The sequence below is a fragment of the Alloyangia pacifica genome (assembly GCF_900116195.1).
In the GTDB taxonomy this organism is placed as follows: domain Bacteria; phylum Pseudomonadota; class Alphaproteobacteria; order Rhodobacterales; family Rhodobacteraceae; genus Salipiger; species Salipiger pacificus.
Genome location: NZ_FOZW01000001.1, coordinates 691977 through 713613 on the forward strand (window position 1 = coordinate 691977; position 21637 = coordinate 713613).

At 64.7% G+C, this 21637-nt stretch carries 24 protein-coding genes; 15 read left to right on the forward strand and 9 right to left on the reverse strand.

The window, feature by feature from the left end; all coding sequences use genetic code 11:
- Positions 1-163: 163 nt before the first annotated feature.
- From BM397_RS03390 to BM397_RS29230, 6 genes are all read right to left on the reverse strand, one after another.
- On the reverse strand, positions 164-763 hold the full coding sequence (locus BM397_RS03390) for a superoxide dismutase (RefSeq protein ID WP_092421793.1): 600 nt from the start codon (positions 761-763) through the stop codon (positions 164-166).
- A gap of 89 nt (positions 764-852) precedes the next feature.
- The gene (locus tag BM397_RS03395; protein WP_092421796.1) at positions 853-1368 is read right to left on the reverse strand and encodes a hypothetical protein; all 516 of its coding nucleotides are present in this window, start codon (positions 1366-1368) and stop codon (positions 853-855) included.
- A gap of 74 nt (positions 1369-1442) precedes the next feature.
- Positions 1443-2027, reverse strand: a complete 585-nt coding sequence (locus BM397_RS03400) for a sarcosine oxidase subunit gamma (protein WP_092421799.1) — start codon at positions 2025-2027, stop codon at positions 1443-1445.
- On the reverse strand, positions 2020-5058 hold the full coding sequence (locus BM397_RS03405; RefSeq protein WP_092421802.1) for a sarcosine oxidase subunit alpha family protein: 3039 nt from the start codon (positions 5056-5058) through the stop codon (positions 2020-2022). Before BM397_RS03405 ends, BM397_RS03400 begins: the two co-directional genes overlap by 8 nt.
- 79 nt (positions 5059-5137) lie before the next feature.
- Entirely contained in the window at positions 5138-5461 is a 324-nt protein-coding gene (locus BM397_RS03410; protein ID WP_092421805.1) for a sarcosine oxidase subunit delta, read from the reverse strand.
- 117 nt (positions 5462-5578) lie between these two features.
- Complete coding sequence (locus tag BM397_RS29230; protein WP_092421808.1) at positions 5579-5983, reverse strand: hypothetical protein; 405 nt, start codon at positions 5981-5983, stop codon at positions 5579-5581.
- 290 nt (positions 5984-6273) lie between these two features.
- On the opposite strand from BM397_RS29230, the gene BM397_RS03420 reads away from it, so the two are divergent.
- Positions 6274-6690 (forward strand): hypothetical protein, encoded by a 417-nt coding sequence (locus BM397_RS03420; RefSeq protein WP_092421811.1) that lies wholly within the window; start codon positions 6274-6276, stop codon positions 6688-6690.
- A 26-nt stretch (positions 6691-6716) separates the two neighbouring features.
- Here BM397_RS03420 and BM397_RS03425 read toward each other — a convergent pair whose 3' ends face one another.
- Complete coding sequence (locus tag BM397_RS03425) at positions 6717-7961, reverse strand: sarcosine oxidase subunit beta family protein (protein ID WP_092421814.1); 1245 nt, start codon at positions 7959-7961, stop codon at positions 6717-6719.
- A 229-nt stretch (positions 7962-8190) separates the two neighbouring features.
- Here BM397_RS03425 and ccmI point away from each other — a divergent pair, with 229 nt between their 5' ends.
- The 3 genes from ccmI to BM397_RS03440 all read left to right on the forward strand — a co-directional run bounded on the left by ccmI (position 8191) and on the right by BM397_RS03440 (position 10336).
- A complete protein-coding gene (ccmI, locus tag BM397_RS03430; protein ID WP_092421816.1) occupies positions 8191-9450 on the forward strand; it encodes a c-type cytochrome biogenesis protein CcmI in 1260 nt (419 codons plus the stop codon).
- A gap of 194 nt (positions 9451-9644) precedes the next feature.
- A complete protein-coding gene (gene ruvX / locus BM397_RS03435) occupies positions 9645-10118 on the forward strand; it encodes a Holliday junction resolvase RuvX (RefSeq protein WP_092421819.1) in 474 nt (157 codons plus the stop codon).
- Entirely contained in the window at positions 10118-10336 is a 219-nt protein-coding gene (locus BM397_RS03440; RefSeq protein ID WP_092421822.1) for a DUF1289 domain-containing protein, read from the forward strand. The genes ruvX and BM397_RS03440 overlap by 1 nt, the downstream gene beginning before the upstream one ends.
- Before the next feature lie 7 nt (positions 10337-10343).
- Here the strand turns inward: BM397_RS03440 and dusA are convergent, their stop codons facing one another.
- Complete coding sequence (dusA, locus tag BM397_RS03445) at positions 10344-11357, reverse strand: tRNA dihydrouridine(20/20a) synthase DusA (RefSeq protein WP_092421825.1); 1014 nt, start codon at positions 11355-11357, stop codon at positions 10344-10346.
- Positions 11358-11481: 124 nt separating this feature from the next.
- Here dusA and BM397_RS03450 point away from each other — a divergent pair, with 124 nt between their 5' ends.
- From BM397_RS03450 to BM397_RS03485, 10 genes are all read left to right on the forward strand, one after another.
- Positions 11482-12507, forward strand: a complete 1026-nt coding sequence (locus tag BM397_RS03450; protein WP_092421828.1) for a tyrosine-type recombinase/integrase — start codon at positions 11482-11484, stop codon at positions 12505-12507.
- A complete protein-coding gene (locus BM397_RS28890; RefSeq protein WP_143015343.1) occupies positions 12507-13061 on the forward strand; it encodes a hypothetical protein in 555 nt (184 codons plus the stop codon). Before BM397_RS03450 ends, BM397_RS28890 begins: the two co-directional genes overlap by 1 nt.
- Positions 13003-13341, forward strand: coding sequence for a helix-turn-helix domain-containing protein (locus tag BM397_RS03455; protein ID WP_092421831.1), 339 nt, complete (start codon positions 13003-13005; stop codon positions 13339-13341). Before BM397_RS28890 ends, BM397_RS03455 begins: the two co-directional genes overlap by 59 nt.
- An 81-nt stretch (positions 13342-13422) precedes the next feature.
- Positions 13423-13668 carry a hypothetical protein gene (locus tag BM397_RS03460; RefSeq protein ID WP_092421834.1) on the forward strand — a complete coding sequence of 82 codons (246 nt, stop codon included), beginning with the start codon at positions 13423-13425 and terminating at the stop codon, positions 13666-13668.
- Complete coding sequence (locus tag BM397_RS03465) at positions 13665-14378, forward strand: hypothetical protein (RefSeq protein ID WP_092421837.1); 714 nt, start codon at positions 13665-13667, stop codon at positions 14376-14378. Before BM397_RS03460 ends, BM397_RS03465 begins: the two co-directional genes overlap by 4 nt.
- 299 nt (positions 14379-14677) lie before the next feature.
- The gene (locus tag BM397_RS03470) at positions 14678-16474 is read left to right on the forward strand and encodes a primase-helicase family protein (protein WP_092421840.1); all 1797 of its coding nucleotides are present in this window, start codon (positions 14678-14680) and stop codon (positions 16472-16474) included.
- 954 nt (positions 16475-17428) lie between these two features.
- Complete coding sequence (locus tag BM397_RS03475) at positions 17429-17881, forward strand: hypothetical protein (protein WP_092421843.1); 453 nt, start codon at positions 17429-17431, stop codon at positions 17879-17881.
- A gap of 49 nt (positions 17882-17930) precedes the next feature.
- The gene (locus BM397_RS03480) at positions 17931-18269 is read left to right on the forward strand and encodes a hypothetical protein (protein WP_092421846.1); all 339 of its coding nucleotides are present in this window, start codon (positions 17931-17933) and stop codon (positions 18267-18269) included.
- A gap of 94 nt (positions 18270-18363) precedes the next feature.
- Positions 18364-18537, forward strand: a complete 174-nt coding sequence (locus BM397_RS29235; protein ID WP_176806531.1) for a hypothetical protein — start codon at positions 18364-18366, stop codon at positions 18535-18537.
- Positions 18534-18797, forward strand: coding sequence for a hypothetical protein (locus tag BM397_RS03485; RefSeq protein WP_092421849.1), 264 nt, complete (start codon positions 18534-18536; stop codon positions 18795-18797). The genes BM397_RS29235 and BM397_RS03485 overlap by 4 nt, the downstream gene beginning before the upstream one ends.
- A gap of 136 nt (positions 18798-18933) precedes the next feature.
- Here BM397_RS03485 and BM397_RS03490 read toward each other — a convergent pair whose 3' ends face one another.
- Positions 18934-21141 carry a KAP family P-loop NTPase fold protein gene (locus BM397_RS03490; protein WP_092421852.1) on the reverse strand — a complete coding sequence of 736 codons (2208 nt, stop codon included), beginning with the start codon at positions 21139-21141 and terminating at the stop codon, positions 18934-18936.
- A gap of 248 nt (positions 21142-21389) precedes the next feature.
- Between BM397_RS03490 and BM397_RS03495 the strand changes: the two genes are divergently transcribed.
- On the forward strand, positions 21390-21614 hold the full coding sequence (locus BM397_RS03495; protein WP_092421855.1) for a hypothetical protein: 225 nt from the start codon (positions 21390-21392) through the stop codon (positions 21612-21614).
- Positions 21615-21637: the final 23 nt, after the last annotated feature.

A 21637-nucleotide genomic window follows, 5' to 3' on the forward strand; every position in this document is an offset into this window, starting at 1 on the left:
CCTCCGCGATCAAGAAGGGTGCGCCCCGTGCTACGCCGCACGCCGGTTCAGCGCAAGCGCGGCCTGCCGCTATCTCACCGGAATCGCGGCAGACCTGCCGCCAAGGCAAACGCCCCGCACCTTGCGGCACGGGGCGTGGAACTCTCAACCAGAGGTCAGGAAATCACAGGCGCGAGGCCACGTTTTCCCAGTTCACCAGGTTGTCGAGGAAGTTCGCCAGGTAGGCCGGGCGCTTGTTGCGGAAGTCGATGTAGTAGGAGTGCTCCCACACGTCGCAGCCGAGCAGCGCGGTCTGGCCGAAGCACAGCGGGTTCACGCCGTTCTCGGTCTTGGTGATCTTCAGGCCACCGTCGGTGTCCTTCACCAGCCAGGCCCAGCCCGAGCCGAACTGGCCGGCGCCTGCGGCGGCGAAGTCTTCCTTGAACTTGTCGAAGGAGCCGAAGGACTCGGCGATCGCCTTCTCCAGCTCACCCGGCAGCGCGTTCTCGCCCGGGCCCATCATTTCCCAGAACTGGGTGTGGTTCCAGTGCTGCGAGGCGTTGTTGAAGATGCCGTTCTGGGCAACCGCGCCGGCCTGGTAGGTGCCCTTGACGATGTCTTCCAGCGACTTGCCGGCCCACTCGGTGCCCTCGACCAGCTTGTTCAGCATGGTGACATAGGCGTTGTGGTGCAGGTCGTGGTGATACTCCAGCGTTTCCTTGGACATGCCCTTGGATGCGAGTGCATCGTGAGCATAGGGAAGATCGGGAAGTTCAAAGGACATATGCGTTTCCTTTCGCCTGTCGGTGAGTTTGCCAGTATTCCTAGACCTGCCACACGCGAGGTCAAGCGAAGTCTGGTGTACCATTGCACTCAGGGCTGTGCGGAGTTGCCCTCAATCGGCTGCGCCTCGCAGCGGCCATCTGCCTGAAAGATCGTGTCTAATCCGGCCGGGATCGCGGTGACGATCACCCTGCCGGTCTCCTTGTCGATCCCGGCGCGATAGAGCATCGGGCGGGCCTGCCGCGCGATCGTGCCCACCGGGTATTCCCAGGTAAAACTGATCCTCCGCGTGGTCTCCGACGCAACCTTGCCCGACACCGGCAGCCCGCCGTTCAGGTAGAGCGTGAGCGGATCCGAAATCACCACCCGGCCGCTTTCCGGGTCATGTGCGATGAAGAGGATCGGCGGCACCCACCGCTGGCTGTAGGCCACGCGCAGCTGGCACAGGTATCCCACCGCCCGGTCCGAGAGCGTCTGCCCCGCGGTCGACTCGCCGACCACCAGCCGCAACGCCTCTGGCGCGGTGTCCGCGGCCATGGCAGCCCGCGGGACCATCGGCAGAGCGACGGCCAGCGTGAGAGCTACGGACAGTCCAAGACCTTTCATCGAACCACCCTTTCCGTAGCATTTACCGATATCGACGCTACGGGGGCCAGCGCCCGGGTGCAATGAGAAGCAGCTCAGAAATATCCGAAATCGGGCGCATTTCTGGCCGCGCCGCCGAGCAGCCGAAAGGCATAGTCGGCCACCGAACGGAAGCAGAAAACCTCCGCCTCCTCTTCCGAGACGAGCCGGATCGCCGCAGCAGCCTGGGCAATGCGCGTGCGCCGCAGGCTCCCCGGCCGGAAAGCGCCCGGCGACACGTCCGCCGGGCTCAGCCGCGCCAGCGCTTCGCGCATATGCGGGCCCTGCAGCTGCAACCGCACCCGCATGTCCGACACGTCCTGCACCAGCGCATGCAGGCCCTGCCCGTCGAGCTCGGCCTGAAGCCTTGGCGCGGCCTCCCGCGCCTCGCCGTAGGGCAGCAGCATCAGCAGCTCGTCCGGCGACATCCACAGCAGGGCGCGCGCGCCCGTGCCGCTCACTGTCCAGGTGTCTGGCATCGGGCAACCAGCCAGCGCGGTCACCGGTCCGGCGAACGCGGGGTCGGACAACTCGCCCCGCAGCGAGATCATGCCCGTCGGCCCCAGCTCTCGCACCGTCAGCGCGCCCTCGGCCACGGCCCCCATCAGCGGGCTGACCGGTTCTTGAATGGTCTCAGACATCGTTCCTGGCCCCCTCGGGATCGTAGAACACCGGGCTCACGATCTTCGCCGTGAGCGTGGTTTTCGCCTCGTCGGCGGGATCGTAATCGTCGGTGGTGAAGGTCAGCTCCTCGCCCATGCGCTGCGGGCCGTCGAGCACCAGCGCCATGGCGATGCCGCGCCCCAGCGTCGGCGAGAAATAGGAGGAGGTGACCCGCCCCTGCGTGTTGCGCTGGCCGTTGGCGTTCTTGCCCGGCGCAACGGCGAGCGCGCCGGTGGGAAGCACGCCACCGTCGGACGTCTCCAGCCCTACCAGCTTCCAGCGCCTGGGATCGGCCATGTGCAGCCGTTCCTGCGCGCGCTTGCCGAGGAAGTCTTCCTTCTTCTTCGAGATCGCCCAGCCGAGATTGAGGTCCTGCGGGATCACCGTGCCGTCGGTCTCGTCGCCGATCATGATGAAGCCCTTCTCGGCGCGCATCACGTGCAGCGCCTCGGTGCCATAGGGCGTGACGTCCCACTCGGCCCCGAGTTCCAGCAGCTTGCCCCAGAACGCCCGGCCCATATGCGCCGGAACCGCCACCTCGTAACTCAGCTCGCCCGAGAAGGAGATGCGGTGGACCCTCGCCGGGAAGCCGCCAAGCGTGCCCTCGGCAAAGGTCATGAAGGGCAGCGCCTCCTTCGAGACGTCCATGCCGCCGAGCTTTTCCAGCAGCTTGCGGGCCTCAGGGCCGACCACCGCCACCTGTGCGTATTGCTCGGTTACGTTGGCGGTGTAGACTCGCCAGTCAAACCATTCACATTGAAGCCAATCTTCCATGTGGGCATGGATGTGATCGGCGCCCCCGGTGGTGGTGTGGCAAAGCCAGGTATCCGCGGCCAGCCGGACCACCACGCCATCGTCGATCAGGAACCCGTTCTCGCTGCACATCAGCCCGTAGCGGCATTTCCCGATCGGCAGCGTGCTCATCATGTTGGTGTAGAGCATGTCGAGGAACTTGCCCGCATCGGGCCCCTTCACCACGATCTTGCCCAGCGTCGAGGCGTCGAGCAGCCCGAGGCTCTGGCGGGTGGCGAGGATCTCTCGGTTCACCGCCATCTCGGTGGTCTCGCCGGGACGGCGGTAGCAATAAGGCCTGCGCCAATGCCCCACCGGCTCCCACTGCGCGCCATTGGCGTCGTGCCAGGCGTCCATCGGCGTGCGGCGCAGCGGCTGGAACAGCTCTCCCCGCGCCTCGCCGGTAATCGCGCCGAAGGAGACCGGCGTGTAAGGCGGACGGAAGGTGGTGGTGCCGACCTGCGGAATGGCCTCATCCAGCGCATCAGATAGAACGGCAAGACCGTTGATATTGCTCAGCTTACCCTGATCTGTCGCCATGCCGAGCGTGGTGTAGCGCTTGGCATGTTCGACGCTCTCGTAGCCCTCGCGGGCGGCAAGTTGCAGGTCCGAGACCTTGACGTCGTTCTGGTAGTCGAGGAAGGCCTTCATGCGCAGATCCGGTGTCGCCTTGGTGGGCACGATCCACAGCGGCATGAGCGCGGCCTCCGCGGCCTCCTCACCGAGAGGCGCCACAATCCGGACAACTTCACGCCCAACTTTAAGAGCCGCATTTTCTCCTGACTTTACGGCATCTTCCAGAACATTCCTCAACGTCATATCACCGTTCGCCGCGCCTGCCGGAATAACCATTGGCTGCCCGTCGAAGCCAGTTGGTGCGCGTTCGGGATCGGGGCGGAAGAAAGCCGCGCCATCGTCCCAGCGCAGCTTGCCGCCGCAGTGCGACCATAGGTGCACCACCGGCGACCAGCCCCCAGACATGGCCACCGTGTCGCAGGGAATGTCCTCGAGCACGTTACCCTCGCCATCCGCAAGACAGCTGTGCACCGTGGCGACGCGTTTTCCGCCGCTGACCTTGGCAATGGCGCGGCCCGGGTCGACCCGGATCCCCTTTTCACGCACCATTTCCATGAGCTTGCCGCCCCCCATGGGGCGCGCATCGAGAACGCGCACCACCTCGACTCCCGCCTCGTGCAGCACCAGCGCCGTGCGATAGGCATCGTCATTGTTGGTGACCAGCACAGCGCGCTGGCCCGGTGTCACGCCATAGTTGACCACGTAATCGCGCATGGCCGAGGCCAGCATCACCCCGGGCACATCGTTGCCGGCAAAGCTCAGCGGACGCTCGATGGCGCCGGTGGCGGTGATGATCTGCTTCGCGCGGATGCGCCAGAGCCGGTGGCGCGGGCCGATGCTGCCCGGCGCGTGGTCGGTCAGCCGCTCGTAGCCCAGCACGTAGCCGTGGTCCTGCACCGCCGCGCCCATGCAGCGCGCGACGCGGCGCAGGTTGGGCAGCGCGTCGAGTTCGGACAGGGTTTGCGCGACCCAGGCCTCCGGTGCCAGACCGTCGATCGTGCCCCCGTCCACGGGCGCACGGCCACCCCAGTGGGCCGTCTGCTCGATCAGCAGCACCTGGGCGCCACTTGCCGCCGCGACCTTGGCGGCCATCAGCCCGGCAACTCCGCCGCCGACCACCAGAACGTCCACATGCGCGTGGAAATGCTCATAGGTGTCGGAATCCCGGCTTTCCGGATGCGGCGCCTTGCCGAGGCCCGCGGCGCGGCGGATGAACGGCTCGTAGAGATGCTTCCAGAAGGCGCGCGGCCAGAGGAAGGTCTTGTAGTAGAAGCCCGCCGGCAGGAAGCGCGAGAGCGCCGCATTCACCGCGCCGAGGTCCCGATCGAGGCTCGGCCAGCGGTTCTGGCTCTCGGCGGTGAGCCCGTCGAAAAGCTCGGTGGTGGTGGCGCGCTGGTTCGGCTCGAAGCGCGGGCCGGTACCAAGCCCGACCAGCGCGTTCGGCTCCTCAGCCCCCGAGGCGACGACGCCGCGCGGGCGGTGGTACTTGAAGCTCCGCCCCACCAGCAGCCGGTCGTTGGCGAGCAGCGCCGAAGCGAGCGTGTCGCCAGGATGGGCGCTCATCGAGACGCCATCGAAGGTGAAGCGGATCTTGTTGGAGCGGTCGAGAAAACGGCCGCCGCTGGCCAGTCGCGTGCTCATCTGCTGGACCTCGTGTTCGGGCGCCCGGCGGTGCCGGTGGCAGAGACTTGCGCGGGCGTATTTGCAAAGAGAAGAAGGCTCATGCGGGCACCTCCCAGCCCGGATGGCGGGCACGGATGCGGGCGAGCACATCCTCGGGCGGTTCGGGCAGGCGCGCGCTGTAGGTGCCGTAGACCTCCATGGTCACGCTGTCGCGCGCCGCGAGGAACCACTTGCCGCAGCCATAGGCATGGCGCCAGCGCTCCAGCACCGGGCCCTTCGCGGCGTGCCGGTTGAACAGGTAGTTCTCGAACTCGGCGTCGCCGCTGCCCGGACCGAAGCGTTTCAGATGGGCCTCGCCACCCGGGGCAAGCTCGATCTCTGCGGCGTCGATGCCGCAGCAGGGACAGGTGAGGATCAGCATGGGACCTCTCCGTTTCGAATGGGGGAAATTGAGTGCATGGCAATGCGGCACGCAAAAGGCCCGGCCGCCAGAGCGGGGCCGGGCCTTGCAAGAGGCTGGAGTGCGCCGGGGCGCGGATCAGTTGCCGCCGGTCGTCTCGCCAGTGGTCTCGCCGGTTGCTGCGCCATCAGCCGGGGCTGCCTCGGGAGCGGCTTCCGGAGCGGTCTCGGCAGGAGCGGCCTGCTCTGCCGGTGCGGTGTCGGCGGGGGCGGTCGCTTCAGGGGCGGTCGCGGCAGGGGCGCTTCCGTCCTGGATCGTGACGTTGACGTCATCGGCCGCCGGAGCGGTCTCGGTGTCGCCGCCGCCAAAGACGGCCCAGGCCAGCACGGCAAGCACGACAACGACGATGCCGAGGATGAAGGCCATGCCGGCACCGGCACCGCTCTTCGTGGTGGTCGTGGTTGTCGTCGTGTGGGCGCGCACGGGTTGGGGGTCGCGAAGCGGCTCGCGCGGCGGTCGGGTGTCGGTGGTGTAATCGGACATGAGTCTCCTCCAGTACATTTCGGAACTGGGAAGAGAACGCGTCCTGCCGTCCCGGCGTTCCGCGACGGCGTTACAATGCTCCATTTTCCGCCCATGGATAGGGCAGGATCCCGCGCAAGGCGCCTCATTTCGCGGCATGGGTGACGATTACACGGGAAATTCACCCCTCGCCGGACGCAGGTCAATGGATGCCCCCGTTCCGGACCTATCTTTGCCGAACCGCCGAGAAACCCCGGCCCAAACCCCGGTCCCACGACTCCCGACAGGACCCGGCATAAAAAGGAGGCCCCATGAGCAGACTTCTGACCCTGACCCTGACCAGCCATCGCGGACGACGCTACCCGGTGGAGCTGTTCACCTCCGACACCGAGCTTGCGGAGGAAGGGGCCGTCTACATGCTGCTGCGCCTGCCCGAAGGGCGCGCCGTGCAGGCCCAGATCCTCTATGTCGGCGCGACCTGCGCGCTCGGTGCGCAGCTGGAGCGCGACAAGCTGCCCGGAGGCGCATGGGCCCGCGCCGAGGCGCTCGGCTTCGACACCATCGGCGCCGTGGCCCTGTCGCGCCCCGAGGACCGGCAGGCGGTCGCGCAGGAGTTCATCCAGAGCTGGCGCCCGCCCTGCAACGACGGCCATGGCGCGCACGCCGGGCTCATGGAGCTGGCCGGCCCGCTGCCGGTGACCCTGCCCCGCGGCACCACCCGACACTGAGTGGCCGGATCGGGGGGGCCGCGCGGTCAATGCGCCACCCCCGCCGCGACGCTCTCGTCGATGAAGCGGCCCTCGCGGAACCGCTCGAGGCCGAACTCGGCGGTGAGCGGCGAATGGCCCTTGGCCATCAGCTCGGCAAAGCCCCAGCCCGAACCGGGGATCGCCTTGAAGCCGCCGGTACCCCAGCCGCAGTTGACGAAGCAGTTCTCCAGCGGCGTTTTCGAGAGGATCGGCGAGCGGTCGCCGGTCACATCGACAATGCCCCCCCATTGCCGCAGCATCTTGAGCCGCGAGATCATCGGGAAGGTCTCGGTCAGCGCCCGCACGGTCTCCTCGATGTGCTGGAAGGAGCCGCGCTGGGTGTAGTTGACGAAACCGTCGGTGCCGCCGCCGATCACCATCTCGCCCTTGTCGGACTGGCTCATGTAGCCGTGCACCGTGTTGGCCATGACAACCACGTCCATGCAGGGTTTGATCGGCTCGGACACCAGCGCCTGCAGCGCGACGGATTCGATCGGCAGCCGGAAGCCCGCCTTCTCGGCCAGCACGCCCGAATGGCCGGCCACGACAACACCGAGCTTGTCGCAATCGATCTCGCCCTTCGTGGTGCTGACCCCGGTCACCCTGCCGCCCTCGGAACGGATGCCGGTGACCTCGCAGGTCTGGATGATGTCCATGCCCATGTCCGAACAGGCCCGGGCGTAGCCCCAGGCCACGGCGTCGTGCCGCGCCGTGCCGCCGCGCGCCTGCCAGAGCGCCCCCAGCACCGGGTAGCGCGGCCCGTCGATGTTCATGATCGGGCAGAGCCGCTTGACCTCGCGCGGGCCGATCATCTCGGTCTCGATGCCCTGCAGGCGGTTGGCGTGCACCGTGCGCTGGTAGCCGCGCAGCTCGTGCTCGGTCTGCGCCAGCATCAGCACGCCGCGGGGAGAGAACATGACGTTGTAGTTCAGGTCCTGGCTCAGGCCCTCATAGAGAGAGCGCGCCTTCTCGTAGATCGCCGCAGACGGGTCCTGCAGGTAGTTCGAGCGGATGATCGTGGTGTTGCGCCCGGTGTTGCCGCCGCCGAGCCAGCCCTTCTCGAGGATCGCCACATCGGTGATGCCGAAATTCTTGCCGAGGTAATAGGCGGTGGCAAGCCCGTGGCCGCCCGCGCCGATGATCACCACCTGATAGCGCCGCTTGGGCTCGGGTTTGCGCCAGGCACGCGCCCAGCCGGTGTGATAGCGTGCCGCCTCGCGGGCGATGGCAAAAACCGAATAGCGTTTCATGGTGTTCGAATCCGCTGTTGTGATCCCCTAGGGTAACCCGATACCTGCACGAGCCGAAGCGGGCTGCAACCATCCCCCCGCCAACATCCTGCCTGATCGGCAGAAATCCCGCCGGGGCGGCGGCCCTACGACGGATCACGGCCCTGCGAGGGGGCCAAATGCCGCGCCGCTTCACCCTTTTGTCCCGCGCCCCTCCCGGATACACAATGGCGAGAACGGGAGAGTTTTAATGACAACATTCTGGATCGTGACCGTGCTGGCCGTGCTGGCCGTCTCCGCGCCGCTGCTTTTGGCGCTGCTGCGGGGCCGTGCCGAGATTGCCGGCGCCGAGTCCTCGGACCTCAAGGTTTATCGCGACCAGCTCTCCGAGATCGACCGCGACCGTGCCCGCGGCACCATCGGCGCGGCCGAGGCCGAGCGGTTGCGGACCGAGGTTTCGCGCCGCATCCTTGCCGCCGACAGCCGCGCGCATCAGGGCGGCACCACCGCCTCGGGCAAGGGACCGCGCCGCGCCGCCGCAGCGCTGGTTCTGCTGGTGCTGCTCGGCGGCAGCTACGCGCTCTACCTGCAGCTCGGCGCGCCGGGCTACGGCGATCTGTCGCTCGGCACCCGTATCGAGGCCGCAGAGGAGCTGCGCAGCACCCGCCCCGCCCAGGCCGAGGCCGAGGCCGCCATCCCCGAGACACCGTCGGCGGACGCGCCCGAGGAATACACCCAGCTCGTCACCAAGCTGCGCGCTGCCGTGGAAACCCGCCCGGACGATCTGCAGGGACAGGCGCTGCTGGCACGCTCCGAGGCGGCGCTCGGCAACTTCCGAGCCGCCTATGCGGCGCAGCGCCGGGTGATCGAACTGCGCGGCGCCGAGGCCACCGCCTCAGACTACGCCGATCTCGCCGACATGCTGGTGCTCGCCGCCGGTGGCTACGTCTCGCCCGAGGCCGAGACGGTGCTCGACGAGGTGATGCAGCGCGACCCGCACAATGGTGTCGCGCGCTACTACGGCGGATTGATGATGGCGCAGACCGGCCGGCCCGACTCCGCCTTCCGCATCTGGGACACCCTGCTGCGTGACAGCGCGGCCGGCGACCCTTGGATTCCCGCCATCGCCGACCAGCTGCCCGAGCTTGCGCGCCGCGCCGGGGTGAACGACTACACCCTGCCGCAGATCGCCAGCGCCGCGCCTGCGGGCGACGGGCAGATGGCCCTGCCGGGTCCGAGCAGCGCCGATGTCGAGGCCGCCTCCGAGATGTCCGAAGAGGACCGCCAGGCGATGATCCAGGGCATGGTCGACAACCTCTCCGAACGGCTCGCGAGCCAGGGTGGCAGCCCCGACGAATGGGCCCGGTTGCTGACCGCGCTCGGAGTCCTGGGCCAGACCGACCGCGCCGCGGCGATCTGGACCGAGGCGCAGCAGGTCTTCGCCACCCGTCCCGAGGCGCTGGCCACCGTCCGCGAAGGGGCCGCGCGCGCCGGGCTGGCCACCGACTGAAGCGCCGCCGGGCGGTGCGCGCCTTGCGGTCGCCCGGCCCTTCTTCTCTTTCCAAATACGCAGGGGGTGAGCTGGCCGAAGCGTCGCCATGGATGCACCATCGGTACAAGCCGCGCTGGCGGCGCAGCGCCACGCCCTTCCCTCGCGCCCGCGCCTGCGCTAGGGACGGCGCAGCAGCCCAGAGGACCAATCCGATGATCCACGAAGACATCACCGATTTCGCCGCCGCCCTGCCGCCAATGCGCGCCATCGCCGGGCTCGACCTCGGCACCAAGACCATCGGCGTGGCGCTCTCGGACCGGCTGCTCTCCGTGGCGACGCCGATCGAGACCATCAAGCGCAAGAAATTCACCCTCGATGCCGAGGCATTGCTGAAGATCGTCAAAGATCGCGAGGTCGGCGGGATCATTCTCGGATTGCCGCGCAACATGGACGGCTCAGAGGGGCCGCGCGCGCAATCCACCCGCGCCTTCGCCCGCAACCTTTCGAACCTCTGGGACGGGCCGATCGGTTTCTGGGACGAGCGCCTGTCGACCGTTGCCGCCGAGCGCGCGCTGCTCGAGGCCGATACTTCGCGCAAGAAGCGCGCGGAACTGATCGACCACGTGGCCGCGAGCTTCATCCTTCAGGGCGCGCTCGACCGGCTGCGGCACCTGCGGGCCGGTTGATGAGCGCCCCGATTGAGACCCCCTGCGTGAACATCTGCGTGGTGCACCGCGAGAGCGGGCTCTGCACCGGCTGCCTGCGCACGTTGGACGAGATCGCCGGATGGTCCGGCTACACGCCCGAAGAGCGGCGGACCATCATAGACGCCCTGCCCGAGCGCAAGGCGCTGCTGCGCCAGCGCCGCGGCGGGCGCGCAGGGCGGATCAACCGCGGCGGCTGAGACGCGCTCAGGCCGCCTCGCGCATCCGCCCCAGCGCCTCGTCCAGCACCTCGGTCCCCGCCCCGTCGCGCGAGGCTTTCTCCGACAGCACCTGCCGCCATTTCCGCGCGCCCGGACGGCCCGCGAAGAGCCCCAGCATGTGGCGGGTCACCTGGTGCAGACGGCCGCCTTCGGCGATGTGGCGTTCGATGTAGGGCACCATCGCGGCAACCGCCTCATCGGGTGACACCGTCTCGCGGTCGCTGCCGTAGATCCGCGCATCCGCCTCGGCCAGCACATCCCACGGAGTGTGATAGGCCGAACGCCCGATCATCACCCCGTCGAGCCCGCGCGCCAGATGCGCCTCGGCCTCGTCGAGGCTCTGCACCCCGCCGTTGATCGACACATGCAGCTGCGGAAAGGCCGCCTTCATCTCGTGCACCAGCTCGTAGTCGAGCGGCGGGATGTCACGGTTTTCCTTGGGGCTGAGCCCCTGCAGCCAGGCCTTGCGGGCGTGGATGGTCACCCGCTCGCACCCCGCCGCTGCGACCTTGTCGAGGAACTCCGGCAGCACCTCGCGCGGCTCCTGCTCGTCGACACCGATGCGGCATTTCACCGTCACCTCGACATCCACGGACTCGCGCATGGCGGCCACGCAGTCTGCAACCAGCTGCGGATGCTTCATCAGCACCGCCCCGAAGGTGCCCGATTGCACCCGGTCCGAGGGGCATCCACAGTTGAGGTTGATCTCGTCATAACCCGCCTCGGCCCCGAGCTTCGCGGCCTGCGCCAGCTCCACCGGGTCCGACCCGCCAAGCTGAAGCGCGACCGGATGTTCCGAAGGATCGTGCTTCAGAAGATGCAGCGCGCCGCCGCGCACCAGCGCCGGAGAGGTCACCATCTCTGTATAGAGCAGCGTCTGCCGCGACAGGACACGATGCAGGTAGCGGCAATGCCGGTCGGTCCAGTCCATCATCGGAGCCACGGACAGGCGGGCGGCCTTCGAAACATCGGAAGACCCTGATTTCAAGTGGCTTTCCATCTCAACTCCGCGTCTCGTGTCGCAATCTTCGGGCAAATTCTGAAGTGATTTGCACATAGATTGCACAGACATTGTATAAACCCTAGATATTCTTTGACAGTAGCGAGCACAGGAACTGCACACCATGGCGACGATCTCCAAGCTGCCCTCCGGCAAGTACCGGGCACAGGTTCGGAAGCAGGGTATATACAAGGCCCGCAGCTTCGACCGCAAGGCCGATGCGAAGGCATGGGCTGCGGACATCGAGCGGGCCATCGGTCAGGGTGGACAAGCGGGCACCATCTCCAGCGCTGGGCTGACCTTCGGCGACCTGATGGGCGCATACCTCGAACAGGTCGAGACGGGCCGGACGACCAAGGCGACGCTGAACCGGATCAAGGGCGGCGCGTTGGGCAAGGTTAAGCTGAAGCACCTCGACGCCGTGCACCTCGCCGAGTTCGTCGAGAAGCGCCGCAAGGACGGTATCACAGGCGCGACGCTGGCAGGCGACCTCAGCGCCCTGTCAGCGGTGCTGAAGTGGGGCCGCAGGGTCAAGAAGCTGGACATCAATGAGAAGCTGGCAGCGGAGGCCCGTGGCGACCTGACGGCGGCGCGCATCGACACCCGCAGCGCCGAGCGCGACCGCATCCCGACCGATGACGAATTGGCGGCATTGGTGGCCTACTTCGACGGCAACCCGCGTCAAGGAATTCCGATGGGCGACATCACCAAGTTCGGCGCGGCAAGCGCCATGCGCCTGTCGGAGATTTGCCGCATCCGCATCGAAGACTTCGACCGCGAGGCGCGAACCGTCATCATCCGCGAGCGCAAAGACCCCAAGCGCAAGGCGCGCAACGACCAGACTGTTCCGCTGGTCGGGGCTGCGTTCGATCTGGCGGTCAAGCACGCGGGCGACCGCGAGAAAGGGCGCATCTTTCCCTATGAAAGCCGCAGCGCCAGCGCCGCCTTCACCCGTGCCGTCGCGAAGCTGGGCATTGCGGATCTGCACTTCCACGACCTGCGGCACCTCGCCGTCACCTCGCTGTTCCGCGCCGGTCTCGGGATTGAACTTGTCGCCGTGGTGAGCGGGCATAGGGACTGGAAACATTTGAAGCGTTATACGCAGCTTGGGGCTGCGGACGTTCATGCCGCCCTCGCGGAGCGCGCCTGATGGATCGCAAGGACCGCGAGGCGCTGCGGCGAAATGCCGAGCAGGCGCAGGAAGCACACTTAGACCCGTTCGACGTCGCCGAAGACATCCACGCGTTCGTTGAACTCTGGTGGGGTAGCATCCCACAGGAGGACGGTCGGACGGACGATTGGATCGAAGCGAACGCCGCCCTGTGCGTCCTCAACGCCAAGCGGGAGGAGCATCACGCCCGTGCCGTCAAATACGGCGAAGGCTCGGGAGGCCCGAACGCCAAAGCAGCGAAGGTCCGCCGCGAATACGCCCTATTGCTGGCCCGCAAGCACTGCGCGGACGAGACCAACGTCAGTCGCGCCGCTCGGAGGGTTCACACCCAGTGGGCCAAGGCCGGTTTGACCCCGCCAGCGGTGGACACGATACGAAACTACCTGAAGACCAACAGAGAAAGTTGGGCAGCAGCATTCTCTGCCCAAAATGATCCTGCCAACCTGAGTCCACGAACGGAAACAGGAGGCAGCGATGCAAGAACTCAAGGAAGGCACGATCCGTCTTCCCGCCCACGTGGAAGCGCAACTTGAGAAGTTGATCCAAGCTATCCCGCGCCCGCGCCACAGCGCGACCGTCGCGAAGATGCTGACCGACGCTGGACTGCTGACCGAGCAGGAGGTCGCCGAACTGCTCGGCTGGGACATTGGCACGGCGCAGACGAAGCGCGCCCGTGGCGACCTGCCGCCCTTCTACAAGGTCGGGAGCGCGATCTTCTACAAGAGCGACGACATCGTCGAAATGATCACGGCTGAGCGCATAGAGAATGCCGCCCACCGCCGCCGCAGGGCGACCGCGCGCGCCCTGCTCTAAGACCCCCTACCCCAACATTGCCGGACCTCTGAGCCGCCCTCGGGCGCGCGGTACCGGCTTGCCTGACGAAAGGATGACGACATGCGACAGCACATGTTTGACCGCGCCCTTGAGCCGCTGAACGAGCGCCTGCGGGCCAAGTACGACGGGCGGGCCTCCGTCATCTACCACCGCAACTGGTTGTGGCTCCTACTCGATGAGGGGCGCAAGGGGCGGCTGCGGGTCGCCGACGTCTCGGACATCGCCGGAGGGTCCGTCCGGGAACTGCAGAAGGCGCTCGCCGAGCGCGAGGCGGACATCCTGGAACGCGCCGAGGGGCTGGCATGACGGAGGTGTCGGCACAGGCCGCCTGCGCTCACTTGAGCGCAGGGCTGGCGCTACGGGCGATCCAGCAGGCGCGGGCGCTGGCGCAGAACCCGCCGAGTATGGAGTGCCTGCGCGGCAAGGGCGGGAACAGCATCGTCGCCATGGGGAGGCGCGTGAAGCGCCTCCGCCGCGACAAGGCGATCGTACACGCACTGGTCGCGGGCAGCATGAAGTCGCCCCGCATCGAAATCGTCCGGCGGGCCGCCTGCCGTGACGCGGAGGTCGAGCACCGAGGCAGGGCCTTCGCGGTCGATGCCTTGCACTACGACGCGACCGTCCTGTACCCGCGGGAGCGGCGCGAGGCGGAGTTCGTCCTGAGCCTCACGAGGCACGCCGTCGAGCGGTTCATCGAGCGCGGCGGCGCGGGCGACCCTCGCGACGACCTGCTCGGGAAACTCGACGCGGAGGTGCTGCGGGTGCTGCTCGGCGACCCGTTCGTCCGGTCGCTCCGGCTCGACGATTGCGACCTGTCGTTCGGCGTGCCCGCGCCGCACGGTCTGTGGATCGCAGGCGGCGCGGTCACCGTCCTCCGCGAGAAGGTCATCGCGGGAGCGACCTTCGCGACGTTCCTAGGCGAGCGCGAGATGGGCGACGACCAGCGCGCCTATGTCGCGGTCGCCGAGGCCGAGGGCATCGCCGCCGCCGAGGCGCGGTTCCCGAGCCTGTTCTGAGATGATCGGCTCTTGCCGACGGCCTCGGCCGCGCGCTACGCTGAAGGCATCAACACCGCACCCACCATAGGGGCTCAGCCGCCCTGTCTTGAATGAGCCCTAGACAGGGCGGTCCCGAATGGTGGTTCGCTGGGGTGTTGGGTTTTCCACATCCTGAAACGAATGAGGGCCGAGGCGCGAACCTCGACCCTCGAATCTAGTCGCGGGACCATCGCGACGTAGAAGTGCCTTGCACAAGCACTCTACGTTTCCGGGTTCCGTGACGCAACACCCTGTATCCGCAGGGTCTGGAGCCTGAAATGAAGTTCGAACTCACCAAGGACGGATTGACCACGTTCACGCTGTTGGCGCGCTGCCGTGGCCTCGTCACCAGCGACGACCCGAACGAAACCGTCGAGATGGACCTGTTCGCCGAGTACATCCGCGACAACGTGTATACCGAGGATCGTGACGCTCTGGCGCTCGCGCAGTTCAAGATGCTCGAACTCGCGCTCTGGCGGTTCCGCATCGACCTGACCGCCTCCGGCAGCAATGAGGTCGCCATCGACATCACGCGCCCCAGCGACAAGGCTGGTCACCTGAAGGGCGTAGGGCTCGCTCGCCTGCTCGATGGCGGCACTATGCGCCTAGGTACGTTCGACTTCACGGAGGACGGCAGCATTCCGAGGTTCCCGCCCCGTGACGGCATCGACAGGAACAAGCCGACAGCCATGCCGGAACTCTGGGAGCAACTGTCGCGCGGCAAGGAGATCATGGGCACCGTGCACCGGTTCGACCTGCCGGTTCCGATTGCCCGCCTATCCGGCGTCGGGGCCGTCCTGAACACGGTAGACGTTCCCGATTGGGTGCTGATGACCGGAGTTCGCCGCGAGGAGGATCCAGAGTTCGAGTGCAGTGACGACGACGCCACGCTGTTCGAGGCTTACCTAGAGGCGCTCATCCCCGACGACACTGACCGCGAGTATGTCGTCAAGTGGATCGGCTGGAAGCTGAAACGCCCCAAGGCAATCCTGCCGATGGTCCTGTTCTGCTCGCCGGAGGAAGGCACAGGCCGAGGAACCCTGTTCGGGTTTCTCACCGCACTGTTCGGGGCTGGCAACGTCACCGGACTCGGGGCTGAAGTCTTCGACCCGAACCACGCCGACAGCCGGTTCAATCTCTGGCGCACCGAGAACATGGTCGGGTTCGTGCACGAGATCAGCCCGAGCGACGGAGGCGAGGGCATCAGCAAGCGTCAAGTGAGCGCGAGGCAGCAGCGGCAGGGCCTGATGCGCGACATCGTCGATCCCGGCGAGGACAAGATCATCCGCGCGGCCGACAAGAACGCCCGCGCGGTCAAGGCCCCTGCGACCTGTACCATCATGGCGGCAACCAACTTCCCGCACGCCCTCGAACTGCCGCCGACCGACCGCCGTGTGCTGGTCATCGACAACACGCAAGTTCCCGACACGCTGCGCAAGAGCCTGCGCGAGGCCGGAGGAAACTGGGAGTTCCTCGCAGCGACAGCGGAGTTTTGCATGAGGCGGACGTGGGAAACCGCCGAGGAGGCATACGCCGAGCCGCACCGGAACGACGCGACGCTGCGGATGATGACCAGCGGGATTTCCCAGATCGGCAGCGTCGAGGAACTGTTCCAACGCGCCGTGATGCCGAAGGAAGGCGAACCCGTGTACCTTCCGGGTGCGGTCTATGTGCTGCCGCAGCTTTACGCCGCTGCGGAGCTGGTGCTGCGAGGCTTGAAGCTGGACGGGCTTGACGCCTCCACGAAGAACGCGCTGCGACGGCTCGCTGTCCACCATGCGCCGGACCACGAAAAGCGGGAGAAGCGGCACAGGGATTCCCCGTTGCTGCGCGATGGCTTCCTCGCCGACAAGCTGCCGGACGGAGGTACACGGAGCATGTTCGAGATGTGGATGAGCCCGCACGCCGACCTCAAGATCTGGGGTCGGATCATCGGCAATGGTCGGGGTCGCCGCTCGAAAGAGGACGAGCAGCGGCTGAACGAAGCCCTCAAGATGAACGACGCCGCGCTGCTGGAGCAGAGCCGCCCGCGCATGAAGGGTGACGGCAAGGTCATCCCGCTGCACGACGAGTAAGGCCCCACGCGGGAGCGGACCCGAGCCGCTCCTGCGTCCCGCCCGCATGGGCCGTCAGCACCCCCATACATCCCGCCCGTGAGCACCGCAAAGATTGTCGGTAGCGCCTACCGACAATCCCTGCCCCAACCGACAATCCTGCGCTTGGAATCCCTTCCGAACTTCCAAACTTGACAGATCGAACTTCCGAACTTGACAGAATACCCGGATTGTCGGCCGACAATCTTTTACCCAACCGACAATCTTTTCACGAAATTATGAAAGAGTATCAGAGTGTTATTAAAGATTGTCGATTGTCGGTTCAAATTGAGAAGTTATTTGTAGGGAAAAAAGTACTTGTACTGTGCTTGCACTATTAGTGTCTGTACGCTCAGTAGGTGAATTCCAACCGACAATCGACAATCATGGTTTGTTCTCCTCCAGCGGGCTGGCATGCAGGCGGTGCTGGCGGGACGGGAAGCACCAGCGTCAGCACGGCACAGGAACCACGAGCGCGCACCGCGCCAGTGTCACACGCTACAGTCAGCACCGCCCCGACGCCGAGGCTGTCGGCACGGCACGGGAACCACGAGCCAGCCCTGCCAGCACCGCCCGCCTGCTGCGCCAGCAGCGCCGCACCAGCGCCCCTACACCCCACCCCCTGCCACCCCCTCGACCCGCCTCGACCTTGCGTCTCCTCGCGCTCCTCTGCGCCTCTGCGCACGCCTGCGGGACGGGTGGGCCGTAACCCCCGACCATGGGGGGGCCTCGTCAGAATTTGGGGGGTTGGGGGGTCCGCACCGCACGGGGGTCTCGAAAATTTCGTAAACGCTTGAACTAAAATCCGAGCGTGTCCAGGCACTTGCATTACCCAGCAATATCAAAGGCTTACAGTCAAATGCTGACGACATTTAGCTGGCGTATCCGCCGGTTTCTTGGGTACCATCGCGGGACAACAGACGGGATACCCTGCCGATGAGCCCCAACCGCCTACAACCCCAGTTCGCAGACGACGACAAGCGCGACTGGCCCAGCCTGCCGCCCGGATACAGTCATGAGATCGTCCCTGATGACGTCTGGCGACTGTTCCGCCAGCTTGCGCGGTCCGTTGACCTGACACGGGGCCTATTGCCGACCGACCTAGGCACCTGCATGGCTGCAGCGCAGAGCTTCGTCGAAGCGGCGACATGGCGGGAAACGATGGTCGCCCTGCGCGCGCTTGAGGTGAAACCCGGCGACAATATCGGCGACCTGATCCGGGCGTCACGGGCGGCGCGGCAGGCAGAGGGCGCATACGTCGCCAACTGTCTGGCGCTCGGGCTGCGCGGCGACCTGTTCGGCAAGGGCAAGAGCAAGGCCATCCGCGCGGCCGCAGGCTTCGGTCCCGACAATTCGAAGTGGAACGGCAGCGGGGCGCTGCTGGCATGACCGACGCCGAGATCCTCGAACTCCTCCGCCGCGAGAAGGAGCGCCGCACATGCGATCCATCGAAAACCAAATCCGCGAGCTGACCACGGACGGGCTGCTCGGGATGATCCGCGCGGCGGGTCGGGACGCGCCGAGCCTGCTGCGCCGACTGCCCGACGATGTCCTCGCCGACCTGACGGTCTGCATCGAGGCCCGCGAGCGACCCGTCTACATTGACGACCTGCTGATCATGATCGCCGCCGCCATCGCCAGATGCTTAAAGGAAGACGACGCACAGACGGCCCGCGAGTGGGCCGAACTGTTCGGCGTGCCCGCGCGATCGCTGCCCGAACGGGTGGCGCGCGGATTCATCACGGCAGCCCTGCACCGCAACCAGCGCGCCGCCTGACCCGCCTTCAGGCGCATCAGCTAGCAGAGTGCTATCACTGTGCAAGTACTTTATTTTACTGGATAATTTCGCCAACAGCGGGCAGAGTGGAGGCATGACCTACCACGAAGCCAAACGCGCCCTGGAACGCCTCCGCACGCCCTATCAGTTCCGCCTCTTCGACACGCCCCTCGGACTGCAGGTCGAGGTGTGGAACGGGCCGTTCCGCGTGCGCTCGGCGTCTCCGGCGGCACAGTACCTCGCCGAGCAGGAGCAGGCGAACCGATGACCGCACCGCTCACCGAGGCCGAGATCGACCGCATGGCGCTGGAGACGCTCCAGAGGGGCCTGCAGGCGCTCCGAGCCATCGCCCGCAAGGGTGCAGAGGTCGAGCGCCTCAAGGGCGCTGACAGCGCGGAGAACAAACGCCTCGCGCAGGCGGGGAACGAACTGCTCGACGATCTCCGCGACCTCGCCGCGTGCGAGGACATCGACAACGTGACGTTCCAGGCGATGTGGGAAGCCACCGGCGCGCGGAGGCTTAGCTGATGATCACGGGCAACCTCCACGAGGCTCCGGGCGACATCGACCGCTGGATCCGCATTGCCTTGGTGGCACGCATAAGGCTCACTCTCGGAGGTAGACGACGATCATCCTGATACGCACTTTGCACCTTTCGCTGCGATCAGTTCATGCCCTGCTGAATTGCAAGTTCCAACTCTTGAACTTTTTCGCTGAACTCTCCGCCCCTCATTTCCTTAAGCCTGTCGCAGGTCTTGTCCCAATCTAAGAAATGGCTGACTTCCTCTTCATGAAGAGGGTAATATATCTTGTCGCTTATCGACCATCCTCGAAGATGCTCCAGAACATGTAGAAAACCTTCATCAGTTCCACAGAAATTTCGAACCCATGCAATGGCTGGAGCGTCACCGGAGAAGTTCATCCAGGCAAAGAGGAAACTTGACATTTCCGGCATATATGGAATGAGGTCAATTGTATTTTTCTCTTCTAATCTACCCCTTATAACACCGATAACTTCATCAAGGAGTTCATCCGATATTTCCCACTGCTCTGGCGTATCGGCATCGCCTCCAAATCTACCGTGACGGAAAAGTTGACTCCTGAAGAATCGTCCAATCAACCAGTTAAGAGCCCGCCCTTCGGCAGCCATACTCAAGACAGCTTCGGACTGGAGTCTCCGATCAAGGGAAGCCAACGCCCGAAGGCAACTCTTAGCGAGTTTTTCAGCCTTTCGGTCTAACCCAATAGAGAACACAAAATACTCGCCATCCTCCTTCAACGCGACATCCATCATATTTGAAAGCGCGACGAGGATTCCTGATAACTGCTTTTTGTCTAGCTTAGATATAACGGCATCGTCCAACCTGTCCAGAATGTGCTCAAACCAAGTTCTTCCGGAGTTTTGACGCCTATCGACTGCAGCGCTGAAACGCTCACCCAACAATTGAGAGTTATCACGAGCGAGATCGAGAAGTTCGCTAAATTCCTCATCTGGCATCACTGTCTTCGGCCCTGTGAGCGCGAAATAAAACCTGTGATGGAGGGGGCTGCCAAGCCTCTTCAGCTCGATCATCTTTGAAATTTCGGCCGAACTTGTCGAATTAAAGACGCATTTTCTGGGGGTATCTACGTCTTGCAATCCAGGAATGAAGCGCCTAAGCCTCCATATTGAGCGTGATGACCCTATCCCTTGTGATGGCAGGATGTCTTTCAGCTCTTCACCAAGACGCGTTTTCTCGTCAACGGGGACTGCAGCACCGTCATTGATCAAGCCCGCCCTCACGGAAAGATACTCTTCTAGCCACCGATATAGGGGGTAATTTGTGGTCTTGATGAGGTGAAGGCGGCAAAAATCCGGAAAATACACTTCATCGCTGATCTGCGGAAATACAAACCTAACACTGTTAAGCGCAAGTTTAACTTCTCTTGGCGTCGTCAAGCTGAATCCCTCTCGCTCTACAGCTCCCTTGAGATCGCTCAGAAGTTCTCTATCAGCATCCTCATTCGTCGCCTCCTTGTATATCTTTTTCGCTTCGGTCAAAAACTGATTACGGAGATCAAACGGCTCAGGAAGTGGTATCTTAAATGTCAATTGCACGATCTTCTGGAGAAAGAGATCGCCATCCTCAACTTTCAAGCCGGTCTTCAAAGCCTGCGCTAAGACCTCACGATCATAGCACATCAAATATGCGACACGTGGAAAGTCAGCCACCGAGCGAACCAACCTGACAACTTCGACCGCCTGCTTCGGCTCCAGTCGATCAAGGTCGTCCAATATTACAATAAAGGAAACATCAAGCTCTTGAATCTTCTCTGATATCTTTCGCTTCATTTCCGATGGGGTTGGGCCTTCTGGAAGGAAGTTTTCGGCAGCGTCTACACCAGCATTCAAGATATCGCCTGCGACCTTAGCGCCCGGCACCACATACCCCGCAAAACTAGCGACTGAAGCAATTCTTCGCGCAGTCTTGGGGCCGTACTGTCGAAGCATTTGTCCGACCTCAGACATCTTGCCCGCCACCTCTTGACTGTGCTTGCCTTTGCGCTCTACGAGCTTCTTTTCCTCTCTTTCCAGAATTTCCGACATTGGCCCGAGTAAAGAGGCGACCATTGACGAGGTATCACCGTTCAGCCACGGCGCAATTGTAATAGTATGGATTCCGTTTACCTCAGAACCAACAAGCTCCGTGCGAAGGAAATTCAGCAGAGATGTCTTGCCAGACCCCCATCGCCCCTCCAACCCAATGACCAGTCCGTCACCCTTCGACGCTTCGATCACCGATGGCGCAAGACGTTTCGCCATTCCCACGAAGCCAAACTGATCCGCTTTTTCATCGTCGAGAGCTCGATCGGAGTCCAATACAGTTGTCATTACGCCTACCAATTGAAAGTGCAGTACGGACGCTGTTCTAGGTGTTTTGTTCGCAGTTTGCCAACTGGCGTTGATCGTTCTGGGCGCAATACTTTGCTCTAGTACTGTGCTGCTAAGGAACGTCCTTCTGGCGGCGACGTCGGGCAGCACAAGGTCGACACTTTCATGGAGAAGCGGGTCATGGCGCTGATCAGGAACGGCAGCCTCGACCGCTCCATGAGGGCGAACTACACCATCCACAGAACGACATGACCGACGACCCCATTGATTTCGAGAGCCGCAGACGCGCCGCCACCGAGCAGCCCGAGGCGGGCGACGGCGTCGAGCGCTCGCTGATCCAGATCATGCTGCCCGAGCCTCAGGAGCCGCGCATCGAAATCGACATGCGCCACGCCGATCTGCTGCTGGCGCTCGGCCTAGGTATGGTCGGCGGCATCCTCGGAGGCGGGCTGATGGTCGCGCTCCTGAACTGATAGTACCGCGCTAGCACTCTGCC